Annotated in this window: 12 protein-coding genes; 7 read left to right on the top strand and 5 right to left on the bottom strand. The window is 37.9% G+C overall.

The window, feature by feature from the left end; genetic code table 11:
* Positions 1–18: 18 nt before the first annotated feature.
* The gene (locus CA265_03010) at positions 19–1,944 is read right to left on the bottom strand and encodes a hypothetical protein (protein ARS38700.1); all 1,926 of its coding nucleotides are present in this window, start codon (positions 1,942–1,944) and stop codon (positions 19–21) included.
* A 108-nt stretch (positions 1,945–2,052) separates the two neighbouring features.
* Here CA265_03010 and CA265_03005 point away from each other — a divergent pair, with 108 nt between their 5' ends.
* Positions 2,053–2,826: an ABC transporter-associated protein EcsC gene (locus CA265_03005; GenBank protein ID ARS38699.1), complete on the top strand. Its 774-nt coding sequence runs from the start codon at positions 2,053–2,055 to the stop codon at positions 2,824–2,826.
* Between the two features lie 8 nt (positions 2,827–2,834).
* Here the strand turns inward: CA265_03005 and CA265_03000 are convergent, their stop codons facing one another.
* The gene (locus CA265_03000; protein ID ARS38698.1) at positions 2,835–3,236 is read right to left on the bottom strand and encodes an RNA-binding protein; all 402 of its coding nucleotides are present in this window, start codon (positions 3,234–3,236) and stop codon (positions 2,835–2,837) included.
* A gap of 204 nt (positions 3,237–3,440) precedes the next feature.
* On the opposite strand from CA265_03000, the gene CA265_02995 reads away from it, so the two are divergent.
* Both CA265_02995 and CA265_02990 read left to right on the top strand, forming a co-directional pair.
* A complete protein-coding gene (locus CA265_02995; GenBank protein ID ARS38697.1) occupies positions 3,441–4,259 on the top strand; it encodes a 2,3,4,5-tetrahydropyridine-2,6-dicarboxylate N-succinyltransferase in 819 nt (272 codons plus the stop codon).
* Between the two features lie 79 nt (positions 4,260–4,338).
* Complete coding sequence (locus CA265_02990; GenBank protein ID ARS38696.1) at positions 4,339–5,448, top strand: mannosyltransferase; 1,110 nt, start codon at positions 4,339–4,341, stop codon at positions 5,446–5,448.
* Between the two features lie 261 nt (positions 5,449–5,709).
* On the opposite strand, the gene CA265_02985 is transcribed toward CA265_02990, so the two are convergent.
* Positions 5,710–6,264 carry a hypothetical protein gene (locus CA265_02985; GenBank protein ID ARS38695.1) on the bottom strand — a complete coding sequence of 185 codons (555 nt, stop codon included), beginning with the start codon at positions 6,262–6,264 and terminating at the stop codon, positions 5,710–5,712.
* 176 nt (positions 6,265–6,440) lie between these two features.
* Positions 6,441–6,992: a hypothetical protein gene (locus tag CA265_02980; GenBank protein ID ARS38694.1), complete on the bottom strand. Its 552-nt coding sequence runs from the start codon at positions 6,990–6,992 to the stop codon at positions 6,441–6,443.
* 223 nt (positions 6,993–7,215) lie between these two features.
* On the opposite strand from CA265_02980, the gene CA265_02975 reads away from it, so the two are divergent.
* The 4 genes from CA265_02975 (at position 7,216) to CA265_02960 (ending at position 11,062) form a co-directional block, all read left to right on the top strand.
* Complete coding sequence (locus CA265_02975) at positions 7,216–7,782, top strand: threonylcarbamoyl-AMP synthase (protein ARS38693.1); 567 nt, start codon at positions 7,216–7,218, stop codon at positions 7,780–7,782.
* A 91-nt stretch (positions 7,783–7,873) separates the two neighbouring features.
* Positions 7,874–9,328, top strand: a complete 1,455-nt coding sequence (locus tag CA265_02970) for a tRNA nucleotidyltransferase (protein ARS38692.1) — start codon at positions 7,874–7,876, stop codon at positions 9,326–9,328.
* 99 nt (positions 9,329–9,427) lie between these two features.
* Positions 9,428–10,075: a hypothetical protein gene (locus CA265_02965; protein ID ARS42871.1), complete on the top strand. Its 648-nt coding sequence runs from the start codon at positions 9,428–9,430 to the stop codon at positions 10,073–10,075.
* 72 nt (positions 10,076–10,147) lie between these two features.
* The gene (locus CA265_02960) at positions 10,148–11,062 is read left to right on the top strand and encodes a tRNA (adenosine(37)-N6)-dimethylallyltransferase MiaA (GenBank protein ID ARS38691.1); all 915 of its coding nucleotides are present in this window, start codon (positions 10,148–10,150) and stop codon (positions 11,060–11,062) included.
* 121 nt (positions 11,063–11,183) lie between these two features.
* Here the strand turns inward: CA265_02960 and CA265_02955 are convergent, their stop codons facing one another.
* On the bottom strand, positions 11,184–12,485 hold the full coding sequence (locus CA265_02955; GenBank protein ID ARS42870.1) for a G-D-S-L family lipolytic protein: 1,302 nt from the start codon (positions 12,483–12,485) through the stop codon (positions 11,184–11,186).
* Positions 12,486–12,494 lie beyond the last annotated feature (9 nt).

Below are 12,494 nucleotides of genomic sequence, written 5' to 3'. Positions count from 1 at the left end.
CTGTTTTGAAATTATTATTTATTTACTCGATTCTTTTCCTGCCAATAAGCCGATCATGGAATCTATTTCCTTCACCACACCATCATCAGAACCAGAGAAACCTACCGCTTTAAACCTGATATTACCATCACCATCAATCACAAATTTAGTCGGGATTCCATCCACTTTATAGGCACTTACCACATCAAACTTGGAAGGATCTTTTGCATTTTTGGTATCGTAAAGCACATTAAAATTGTATTTCTTCGCAGCAATAAAGTCAGTCACCACTTTCTCTCTATTTTCTTCTGTTTGCCAGGTATTTACAAACAGGAAAACCACATTTGGATTACTGGCGTATTTGTTCATTGCTTTTTGCATCCCAGGGAAAGAGGATACACAAGGCCCGCACCAAGTGGCCCAATAATCTAAAATCACAATTTTACCTTTCAAACTGGCTAAACTTATGGTTTCGCCTTTCAGGTTAGTTAATGAAAATGCAGGCGCTGGAATATTAATCATTTTTTTTGTCCATTCTGCGCGCTCTTTTTCTAATGCTGCTTTTTCTAAATTGGCAATGTAGGTTTCATAAGTTCCACTTTTCTTTAACTTAGTATAAAGCATTTTAAATTCGTTCTTTAACGAATCGTTGCCATTACCTTCTTTAATCAATTTTTCGGCCTCACTGTAAGCTTTATCATCCTGGCCATTCTTAATTAAATAAGTTACATAACGGGAGGATACATCTGGCGGAACATTAGCGTACAAGGGTATGGCTTTTTCCTGCATAGCCAGCGCTTCTTTAAATTTCCCCTGATGATAAAGCAGCAAGCCATAGGTATCTGCATACATACCATAAGCGCCGTCTAAATATTTAAGGTATTCTTCTTTAGTGTTATAATACTTTGGCATCTCATCACTTCTAGATGCTTCTATCAGTTCGAGTGATTGTTTTGAAAGTTGAGCGGCCAATTCTACATTTTCTTTTTTCTGAGCAGATGGCCAGGCAAAACTATTGTTGTACAGGCTTGCCCGAGACATTTTATCGGTAACTTTTGCAGCGTAAGCCTGAAATTTTTCCAGATCATTAGCTTTTACAGCACTATTGGCTAACATACTATGAATGGAATTCAACCTACCGGCATCTACTTTTTTGGTTTGATCGAGGTTAAACCTGCTAATCATTTCATCGGCCTTTTGTACTTGTGTGGCAAAATCTTTTGTGCTATAAAGCGTATTCATCCCGTCATTCCAGGCATAATTTCCGGTAGGATATTTTTTAAGCACAATAGCTTTAACTGAATCGGCCTGCACTTTTTTCTTTAACAGGGAGTAAAGGCTAATAACAGTACCCAAATCTTCTTCTTTTGGTTCTTTCAGTTTTGACAGGGTCGAAATATTTTCATTGATCAGCTTTGTACCATTGTCTTTATCTGCTTTGTACTCAAGCGACAGGTATTGATTCAGGTTTTTCTTTTTCAACTCAGGTTTTAAGGCAAAAGCTTGTTTATACAATGAAACTGCCTTTTCAGGGTCGATGGTCAGCCCCAAATAGTAATTTCCTGCTAATCCATATAAAAAAGCTTCGTTAAGATAGGCCTCTGCCGGAACTTTACCCGCTTTAGTAAATTCTAAAACATAACCAGCAGGTGCTTCATCTTTTTGATCGCCAACCGAAAAAGCAAGTCCAACCACAGTAACACTATCGGGAGTAGAGATTTCTCCTTTATAAATCCCTCCCTCCTTTGTGAGTTCTATTTTGTTACTTTTAGGATTGGTTTTTGAAAAAAAGGTATAACCAGTACACTTCACATCTGCCAGGTTTTCGAGATTGGTTCCCTTTGGGTCGTATGTAAATTTAACTGTACTTCCTGCTGCAGGTTTGGTAGCAGAAAATTTCACTCCTTGTGCATTTGCTACTCCGGCAGCAAATATGAGCAAGCATAACAATTTTAAGGTTTTCATAATGAAAGGATTAAGTTTTTATTAGGTAACTAAATATATAGTTTATTCTTTATTCTTCAAAGCTGTTTTATGTTAAATTTTAAGGAATAATTATTGTAGTAATTAAGGATGACCTACGAACAAAAAATAAGCAGTGAGCTGAATTTCTGGAAGTTTAAAACTTTGCAAAAACCTTCGCTTTTGAATAAAATGACGAATAAAGTGCAGAAAAAAATAAATAGTTATATTCCCGATAAGGTTCACAATGCCATAACTACTGCGATTAAACAGATGGTTAAGGCTGTGCTTTTTGGATCGACATTTACCACCTCGAAGCCGATTACCGATTTAACCCTGATGCACCGCGAAGCATTAATTAAGCAAAAAATAGAAAACTATAAAAAAACAGGTGCAGCCGAAGGCGGAATTACCGGTGCAGGAGGATTTTTAATGAGCCTGGCTGATTTCCCGCTGTTACTGGGCATAAAAATGAAAATGCTTTTTGATATTGCTGCTGTTTACGGATACGATGTGAAAGATTACAGAGAACGTTTATACATTTTACACATCTTCCAGCTGGCTTTTTCAAGTAAAGAAGAAAGCCAGAATATTTTCATGAAAATGCAGGATTGGGATGATAAAGCACATCAATTACCGACCAATATTGATGAATTTGACTGGCTTACCTTTCAGCAGCAATACCGTGATTATATTGATTTAGCCAAACTTGCACAAATGCTTCCCTTTGTAGGCGCGGCGGTGGGTGCAGTCGCCAATTATAAACTAATCGATAAACTGGGCAAAACGGCAATGATGAGTTACCGGATGAGGTATTTTAGTCTTCAGTCCATAGTCCTAAGTCATGAGTCGACTGACGACTTAAGACTCAAGACTGGGGACTAGTTAACTAACTAATCTTCTTCTTCGAACATACCTCCAATCAGGTCATCCGTTTCCCGTCGGTCTTTTTTTGTTGGGCGGCCAGTACCTCTATCCCGTTTTAGGTTTGGTGCATGAAACATCGATTTAAAAGCATGCGTTTCTTCAACAGGGGTTAAATCTTTGTATTTTGTTAAAGCCGTTGGCGAATCTGTTCTGTTATATGAAAGTTCTACCACTTCGATAATTTTCTTTTCGATCCCTTTCGATACCTGATAAACTTCACCCACTTTCACAATCGCCGAAGGTTTAATATTCTGTCCTTTGAGTTTCACCCTACCCGCTTTACAGGCATCAGTAGCCAGGCTCCGGGTTTTAAACAACCTGATTGCCCATAAATATTTATCGATCCTAAGTTTTTCTGTCTCTGTCATAAAGTTTCAAAAGTAAAGAATTGTTAAATGTTTTATTGCTTTATTGTTAAATCGTTCTCCATATTGCACACCCGTTAAAAGCCAGTAATCTGAACAATCCAACAATTTAACAATCTTTTACACCAGTCTACAACAAAACAATTTAAACAATTAACCATTTAATAAGCAAAAATTGATTTATTTTGCGTAAAATTTAAAAACATCATGTATTCAGATTTAAAGAAATTAATTGAAGCCGCTTGGGAGGATAGAACCCTTTTAAAATACAGCAACTATTGCGAAGCCATTGAAGCCGTTATTATGGGGCTTGATAAGGGTGAAATCCGTGTTGCTGAGCCAGTTTTAAACTCCTGGGGCATTAATGAATGGGTAAAGAAAGCAGTAATTTTATATTTCCCGATTCGCGAGATGAAAGAAATTAAAAGCGGTCCTTTTGTTTACCACGATAAAATGGATTTAAAAACCGATTATAAAGCAACTGGTGTACGTGTTGTGCCTATGGCAAGTGCGCGTTACGGTGCGTTTTTAGCAAAAGGTGTAATCATGATGCCATCATACGTAAACATTGGCGCTTATGTTGATGAAGGTACGATGGTTGATACCTGGGCTACTGTAGGTTCTTGTGCACAAATTGGTAAACGCGTTCACTTAAGTGGTGGCGTAGGTATTGGTGGTGTTTTAGAGCCAGTACAAGCTGCTCCGGTTATTATCGAAGATGACGCTTTCTTAGGATCAAGAGCGATTGTGGTAGAGGGTGTTAAGGTAGAGAGAGAAGCTGTTTTGGGCGCTAACGTAGTATTAACAGCATCAACCAAAATTATTGATGTTACCGGCCCTACGCCAGTAGAATATAAAGGAATTGTTCCTGCACGTTCGGTTGTAATACCAGGAAGTTATACCAAAAAATTCCCTGCCGGCGAATTTCAGGTGCCTTGTGCTTTAATTATTGGTAAACGTAAAGAAAGTACAGATAAGAAAACTTCGCTTAACGATGCGTTAAGAGAAAATAATGTTGCCGTATAAAATGGCTTAAGGCGTAAGGTTTAGGGTGTAAGGTGACATCCCAAACCTTATACCTTATGCCTTTAACCTTATACCTTTAATGAAAATAGGATACGATGGCAAGCGTGCCGCCAATAATTTAACAGGATTAGGTAATTACAGCCGTTCTTTAATTGAGCATCTGGCACATCAGTTTCCTCAACACCAGTACCTGGTTTATGCGCCCAAAGTAAAAGCGGCCAAACAGATCGATGCGTTTTTCGAAAATGATAGCATCGAGCTTAAGCTTCCTAAAAGTGGGCCTTTTTTATGGAGGACTTTAAATATCCTGAAAGATTTAGCCCAGGATGATTGTCAGATTTTTCATGGTTTGAGCCACGAAATTCCATTAGCCATACAACATACACGGATTAAATCAATTGTCACCATTCATGATTTAATTTTCCTTCGTTTCCCGCAATATTATAAATTTATCGACCGGAAATTATACGAGTGGAAAAGCAAATCTGCCTGTAAACGGGCCAATAAGATTATTGCCATCAGTGAAAAAACAAAGGCTGATATCATTGAACTTTACGGGATTAGTCCCGAGAAGATTGATGTAATTTACCAAAGTTGCGATGACAGCTTTAAAACACCTTTCCCGAAAGAAACATTGAGCCGGATCAGGGCAACCTATAAGCTGCCTGAAAAATATATACTGAATGTTGGCACCATTGAAGAACGTAAAAACCTAAAACTGGTTGTGCAGGCCCTAAAAGCGGTCAGCGAAGATTATAAATTGGTGGTGATAGGCAAACAAACGGCTTATTTTAAAACGGTTGAGAAAGAAATAGAAAAACTTGGCCTTAAAAACAGGATCTTATTCCTAAAAAACATCCCCTTTGCCGATTTGCCGGGTATTTATCAAATGGCAAGTGTTTTTGTTTACCCTTCTTTTTACGAAGGTTTTGGCATTCCGATTATCGAAGCTTTATATTCTGGCGTTCCGGTTGTTGCGGCAACAGGTTCATGCCTGGAAGAAGCTGGCGGACCAGATAGTTTATACATCTCACCAAACGATGCCAACGCTTTAGCCACAGCAATCAATCAGATTGTCGAAAACCCTCCACTCCAAAAAGAGATGAAAGAAAAAGGGCTGGAATTTGTTCAAAAATTCAATAGTCCTGTGGTTACAAAGCAATTAATGGATTGCTATTTAGCGCTTTAATTATTTCTACGATTATACCGCAGCAGCCTTCCTAATCTAAACCTGACATTCGCGAAAAGCCCGGAACGAGGCACGAGTGAGGACTTGCAGCATTGGCAGGGCTAAGCACTAATAGTAGCAATGCCCCCTCTTTCAAAATAAAATCCTATGTCTCAAAAAAGCAAAAGAAAAAGGGCTGGAATTTATTTAAAAATTCTACAGCCCTTTCTTTATTCAGCAACTAATAAATTGCTATTCAGATCTTTATAATATACACTAAAATTATTTAGCTGCCGTAACTGTTGGCGGATATTGTGCCAATATTTCTTTTACGCCTGTATACAAACGTTCTTCTCTTTTGTTAAAGCTATCCAGGTTAAAACCAGATCCTTGTCCGTGCCAGAATAAAATCTTTTTAGCAGGGTCTAAGAAATCGATAATAATGGTGCCTTCAATATATTGGTTCACGTAGGTACCGCCGCCCCAGAAAGGATTTCCCCAGCCGCCGCGCCAGCCCCAACCCCAGCCACCATAGTAACCAGGACCATAAACATCCGTTTTTTCGCGGGCAACCACAACCAAATTCACTAACATATCTGGTTTTTCAGATTTAGTAAATCCTTTGGCATTCATTTCTGATTCAACCGCAGCCAATAAACGGCGTTTATCCAGGTTATTTAGCTTAACCCTTGCTATGCCTTTATCATAAAAATTGTAAGTTTTGTAACCGCTTAAATCAACATTTTTGTCATAGTCTGAAGCGGTGCGGAGTGTTGTACATCCTGCTAATGCCAATACCACTGTAAAAAGCATTAATAATTTTTGTGTCGTTCTCATTTGTGCGTTGTTCTTTAAATAACCTGATCTAAATATAACGATTTTGACAATTAAAAAGGAAAATCATTTATATTTTTTACAATCAGATTGTTATATTAAAAACAGCTAGTAATTAATTTAGTTTGGATGCTATATACCTCTAACTAAATATTTTACAATTAGATTAGATCGCTTATTTAATACACTGGTGGATATTGCATTAAAATCTGTTTTACAGCCGAATTTATCCTTAATTCCCGGTTATCGTAATTATCAAAATTAAAGCCTGTACCTACGCCATGCCACATTATGGCTTTTGTCCGGGGATTTAAAAAATCGATAATAATTCTGCCATCTGCAACTTGTTTCCCTGTATCTAATGGTCCAAATTGCGAATCTCTCCATTGATAAGCCAAAGTTGCTGTATCCCATTGGTAACCACCTCCCCTATACCCCCAATCAGACTTGGTTTTAAGGGTACTAAAAACTACAACGTTTACCAAAAAATCGGGTTTATTGGTTTTAGCAAAGCCCATTTTAGTCATCGTTGCATCTACAGCATTTAACATTCGGGGTTTATCAAGGTTATTCAACGCTAAGCTTTCAATCCCACTTTCGTAATAATTATAGGATTTTAACTTTTTAAAGTCGATCTTTTTGTCATAGTCTGATGCCGTATCAAGTATGGCACAGCTGGTAAATGCCATTACAACCGTAAATAGCATACACCATTTGAGTGTTTGTTCCATTTTTTGTGTTTTTATTTAATAACCTATGACTAAAATAATAGTTTATCACCTTAAAACACATAACACTTGTTGAATAAATGATAAAGAATCTGTTACGAGCACTACCATCTTAACCCCTATCAGATATATGGCACCTCAAAGGATTAAAATCTATCAAAAAATTGGGTAAAGTTTTCCTGCAACACATTCCTTATAAACTTCGTAAATAAATTAACTTTGCGACATGTTAAGAGACGAGATTAATAAAGCTTTTGAAGTATTAAAATCAGGAGGCGTTATTCTATATCCAACGGATACCATTTGGGGATTAGGCTGCGATGCAAGCAATCCCGAGGCAGTAGATAAATTACTGAAGATCAAAAACCGCCCTGCTGAAAAGAGTTTAATCGTATTATTGGATGTAGACAGCAAACTGCAAAGTTATGTAGCCGAAATTCCTGATGTGGCTTATGATTTAATCGAATATGCAGAAAATCCCTTAACCATTATTTTCTCAGGGGCAAAAAACTTAGCGCCAAACGTAATCAATGCGGATGGAAGCGTAGGAATCAGAATTGTTAAACACGATTTTTGTACACCATTAATTCAACGCTTCAGAAAACCCATTGTTTCTACTTCTGCAAATTTAAGCGGACAGCCTTCGCCAAAATTCTTTGACGATATCGATGCTGAAATTATCGATGCTGTTGATTATGTAGTTGATTTCGAACAAGAAAACCGAACCAGCAGAAAGCCTTCAACCATTATGAAACTTTCTCCAGGCGGACAATTTGAGTTTATTAGGAAGTAAGTCCCCAACCCCTAAAGGGGCTTTGAATCGCTGATAGTGTTTACCGACCAAATGTTTTGCTTAATTTTGAACAAATGAATTACCCTTATATATGCAGTCTGAATTAAATGAAGGGAACTCCAAGTCCCCTTCAGGGGATTTAGGGGGTCACCTACAAAACCCCATATTTAAAACCTTATCCTCAATAGCCGATAAGCACAATACCGAAGCTTATGTTATTGGAGGCTTTGTTCGTGATTTATTTTTAGATCGCCCTTCAAAAGATATTGATGTGGTGGTTGTGGGTAGTGGAATAACCTATGCAGAAGCGGTAGGCCGGAAACTGAACACTAAAGTTGCTGTTTTTAAAAATTTTGGCACTGCAAATATTAAATATCAGGATTTAGAAGTCGAATTTGTAGGCGCACGGAAAGAATCATACCGTTCCGATTCGCGTAAGCCAATTGTTGAAGATGGCAGCTTAGAAGATGACCAGTTGCGCAGGGATTTCACCATTAATGCTTTAGCCATTAATTTAAATGCTGATCATTTTGGCGAACTGTTAGATCCTTTCGACGGGATCAAAGATTTAGAAAATAAGCTCATCCGTACCCCGCTGGATCCTGAAATTACTTTTTCTGATGATCCGCTGCGTATGATGAGGGCAATCCGCTTTGCTTCACAGCTTAATTTCAACATCGATCCGGCTGCTCTAAATGCCATTAAAACGCAAAAACAGCGCATCAGTATCGTTTCAAAAGAGCGGATTACCGATGAGATGAATAAAATCATCCTCTCTAAAAAACCTTCAGTGGGTTTTAAGCACCTTTTTGATACCGGCTTGTTGCAGCTCATTTTCCCTCAAATGGCACAGCTTTATGGTGTAGAGATTATTAAAGGAAAAGGACATAAAGATAATTTTTACCACACACTGGAAGTACTGGATAACATCTGTGCAGACACCGATGACTTATGGTTGCGCTGGGCCGCTATTTTACACGATATTGCCAAACCTGCTACCAAACGTTTTGAAGAAGGCCACGGCTGGACTTTCCACGGTCATGAAGATAGAGGAGCCAGAATGGTTCCGAAAATATTTGCACAGCTCAAACTGCCTTTAAATGAGAAGATGAAATATGTGCAAAAATTGGTGCAGCTTCATTTACGGCCGATTGTCCTGGCGCAGGAAACGGTAACAGATTCTGCCGTAAGGCGATTACTTTTTGATGCCGGGGAAGAAATTGAAAGTTTGATGTTGCTTTGCAATGCCGATGTAACCACTAAAAACGAATACAAAAAAACGAAATACAGAAACAATTTTGAGCTGGTTAAACAAAAGCTTAAGGATGTAGAAGAACGTGATAAAATTAGAAACTGGCAGCCCCCTATTTCAGGAAATGATATCATGGAAACTTTCGGTCTTGACGCCGGGAAAGAAGTTGGCCTGATTAAAAATGCAATCCGCGAAGCCATTTTGGAGGGCGAGATTACAAACGACTATCAGGAAGCATTTAATTTTATGCTAAATCAGGCAAAACAAATGGGATTAAATCCTGTTAATAAATAATTTAATTGTTGAAACACCACAATTGGGATGTCTTTTATGGCTCCTGATATTTGTGGTAATTATAAATTAACTTTATTTTTACGGTTCCAAAACACTATAATGGCTATTTATAAATTTAGAATTACTTTCGAAGATTTTGATGATGTTGTGAGAGAGATCGACATTAAATCAAACCAAACATTTGAAGACCTGCATAAGGCTATTCACAGATCTACGGGTTATAATGCCGAAAAATCTTCCTCTTTTTATGTAAGCACCGATAATTGGTTAAAAGGAGATGAAATTGCCTATTTACCAAGCGAACGTAAAAAAGACCGTGTAGTTTTAATGGAGAATTCTAAACTGAGTGGTTTTATTGAAGATCCACATCAAAAGTTTTACTACATCTATAATTTCGATCGCCCTTACGATTTTCATGTAGAGCTGGTAAAAATAATTTTAGATGCCGATCCAAATATCGAATATCCTTTTTTAGCGAAAAGCAGTGGCGAGGCCCCAAAAATAATGGAGCAAAACAGTCCACAGGCTGTTGATCCAAGAGGCGCAGTGGCATCGGCAAGTGAATTTGATTTCTTAAATGAAATGAACTTTGTACCGGAAGATACCGACGAATTGGAGGCCATGGGCGAAATGGGCATCAATACCGAAGAGCGGGACGAAGATGAAGAAAGCGAAGAAGACGAATTCGGGGACGAATTTTCGGATAGTGATAACTTCGAAGATGATAGCCATAAAGACGATTATTAATTAGCAACAAAATAATAAGTACAAGAAGCTGCCAAATATTTAAATTTGGCAGCTTTTATTTTATACAGCACTATGCTTCACCCAAAAACCTTAATATCCATTGTTGGCCCTACTGCAATTGGCAAAACAGCCCTGGCTATTCAACTGGCTCAACATTTTGGCACAGAAATTATTTCTGCCGATTCCCGCCAGTTTTTTAAGGAAATGGAAATCGGAACGGCAAAACCAGATATTACCGAATTAGCAGCAGCAAAACATCATTTTATTAATTCACATTCGGTTTCACAACTGTTCAGCACAGGCGATTTTGAAGTAGAAGGTTTAAAAACGATCGATCAAATTTTTAAAGACCACAACCTGGCCATTATGGTTGGCGGTTCGGGTCTATATGTAAATGCCTTAATTAATGGTTTGGATGAGATGCCAGATATTGATTTAGCGATACGTGAAAGACTGAATAAACAATTTGAAGAAGAAGGATTATCCAGTATCCAAAACCAGCTGGCCAAATTAGATCCCGAATACTTCGCAAAGGTAGATCAACAGAATCCGCAGAGAATGATCAGGGGTTTGGAGGTATTTTTATCAACAGGTCAAAAACTTTCATCAATGCTTTCGGCTACAAAAAAAGAAAGACCGTTTAATATCATCAAAATCGGGTTAAATACCGATCGTGCTGTTCTATATGACCGAATTAACCGCAGGGTTGATAAAATGATTGCGGATGGTTTAGTAGATGAAGTAAAATCGCTAATACCTTTTAAAAAATACAATGCCTTAAACACCGTAGGTTATAGTGAACTTTTCGATTACCTGGATGGGCTATCAAGCCTGGATGATGCAATAACTGCGATCAAACAAAATACACGTCGCTTTGCTAAACGTCAACTGACCTGGTTTAGAAGGGATGAAGAAATCAATTGGTTTGAGCCCAATCAAAGCGCAGAAATTATAAACCTTATAGAAGATAAAATAACGGCGAAATAAAAAAAGGTTGTATCATAAATGCGATTTCACTTTAGATGCTGTCATCTTGAGCTTCCCGAAGAATCGGGATGACAATTCTATATTTATGATACAACCTCCGCTTATGCCATTAAAAATCTTATTATTTATCCGGGAACTTTACACCTCTATACTGTGTAATATCAACCGTTGGAATGGTAGAACCATATTTAGCATTAATGGCATCAATAAATACATTCGCAATTACTGCATTTCCACGTGGGGTTAAGTGAATACCATCTAAAGAGAATGCACCACCCGTAATAAATGCAGCATTAATACCAACACCCTGAACGTTAATACCCGTTTTTACCTGATTAAAATAAGTATAGGTATCAGCGATAGCCAAACCTTTGCTTGTAGCTAAAGATTTAATGGTACTGTTGTAGCTATTTACATAATCTTTTACTTTAACTACCTCATCTTTATCCAGTACCCATTTATTTTCGATTGGATTTAAGGGATGTAATCCATAAGGAATACCAGCAACATTTGGTTTTCCAAATATGCCTTCTGATTGGAATGGCAAACGGATTAAATCTTCAGCAGTTGCAGGTCTTACTGCGCCTGCTCCGGTTTGGATGTAAATTGCCGCTGCCGCTGGATTAATTGCCTTAGCGGCATTTAACAAAGCTGCCACGGTAACCGTATTAAAATAAGGAATTGCCGTTACATCAGGAATAGTACCTACTATACCTTTTTGACCACCTACGGTTAAAACATTTAAAAAGTTAGCATATAAAGATGAAAAAGTAACCTTATCTGTTAAAGCTGTTGTTGGGTCGGTAGATACGGTAACCGCACCGTTTAAGGCATAACCCAATACATCATTATTTCCTAACCAAAGGGAGAAAAAAGTATGATTTCTGCCTTGAATAAACTGAAAATAATTGGTTTTACCTACCTGAGCATCGGTTAACAAACGTTCGAAATAAGGGTTTGCAGCACTGAAAGAAAACGTTGGATCGAAAGCCAGATCAACACGCATGCCCGGTATACCTAAGTTTTGAATTTCACCGTTATATTTATCTAAATGCTTCGCTGCATCCCGATAAGCCAATTTATCAACTACCGGCGTTAAGGTTGGTGTTCCGTTAACCAACGCGGTTAAAGAAATATAACTTGAGCCGTTTAAATGTTCTTCACTAAAAAACGGCGAAGTGAAAGCACCACCACCAACAGTAGCCATTTTGGCCGCCAATAAATTAGGATAGGCCACTTTCTGTCCTTCTAAATATAAACCTCCATCGGCAAAGCCAGAGGTTAAGGAATTACCTACTGCAATATATTTGCTAAAATTAGCTTGTCCGGCGGTTGATCCTGCAGGAGTTTCTATTTCTGGTTTACAAGCTGCTGCAAAAAGGATGATAGCAGCAACGAAACTATTCAATATGTATCTTTTCATTTGTAATTC

The sequence above is a fragment of the Sphingobacteriaceae bacterium GW460-11-11-14-LB5 genome, from assembly GCA_002151545.1.
Classification (GTDB): Bacteria; Bacteroidota; Bacteroidia; order Sphingobacteriales; family Sphingobacteriaceae; genus Pedobacter.
This window is presented reverse-complemented; position numbering and strand designations above follow the sequence as displayed.

Excerpts from the sequence above, each read along its gene's own strand:
- CA265_02970 (ARS38692.1), top strand. The coding sequence starts at position 7,874 with ATGCAGTCTGAATTAAATGAAGGGAACTCCAAGTCCCCTTCAGGGGAT.
- CA265_02960 (ARS38691.1), top strand. The coding sequence starts at position 10,148 with ATGCTTCACCCAAAAACCTTAATATCCATTGTTGGCCCTACTGCAATT.
- CA265_02955 (ARS42870.1), bottom strand. The coding sequence starts at position 12,485 with ATGAAAAGATACATATTGAATAGTTTCGTTGCTGCTATCATCCTTTTT.
- CA265_02965 (ARS42871.1), top strand. The coding sequence starts at position 9,428 with ATGGCTATTTATAAATTTAGAATTACTTTCGAAGATTTTGATGATGTT.
- CA265_02975 (ARS38693.1), top strand. The coding sequence starts at position 7,216 with ATGTTAAGAGACGAGATTAATAAAGCTTTTGAAGTATTAAAATCAGGA.
- CA265_02990 (ARS38696.1), top strand. The coding sequence starts at position 4,339 with ATGAAAATAGGATACGATGGCAAGCGTGCCGCCAATAATTTAACAGGA.
- CA265_02980 (ARS38694.1), bottom strand. The coding sequence starts at position 6,992 with ATGGAACAAACACTCAAATGGTGTATGCTATTTACGGTTGTAATGGCA.
- CA265_02985 (ARS38695.1), bottom strand. The coding sequence starts at position 6,264 with ATGAGAACGACACAAAAATTATTAATGCTTTTTACAGTGGTATTGGCA.
- CA265_03000 (ARS38698.1), bottom strand. The coding sequence starts at position 3,236 with ATGACAGAGACAGAAAAACTTAGGATCGATAAATATTTATGGGCAATC.
- CA265_03005 (ARS38699.1), top strand. The coding sequence starts at position 2,053 with ATGACCTACGAACAAAAAATAAGCAGTGAGCTGAATTTCTGGAAGTTT.
- CA265_03010 (ARS38700.1), bottom strand. The coding sequence starts at position 1,944 with ATGAAAACCTTAAAATTGTTATGCTTGCTCATATTTGCTGCCGGAGTA.
- CA265_02995 (ARS38697.1), top strand. The coding sequence starts at position 3,441 with ATGTATTCAGATTTAAAGAAATTAATTGAAGCCGCTTGGGAGGATAGA.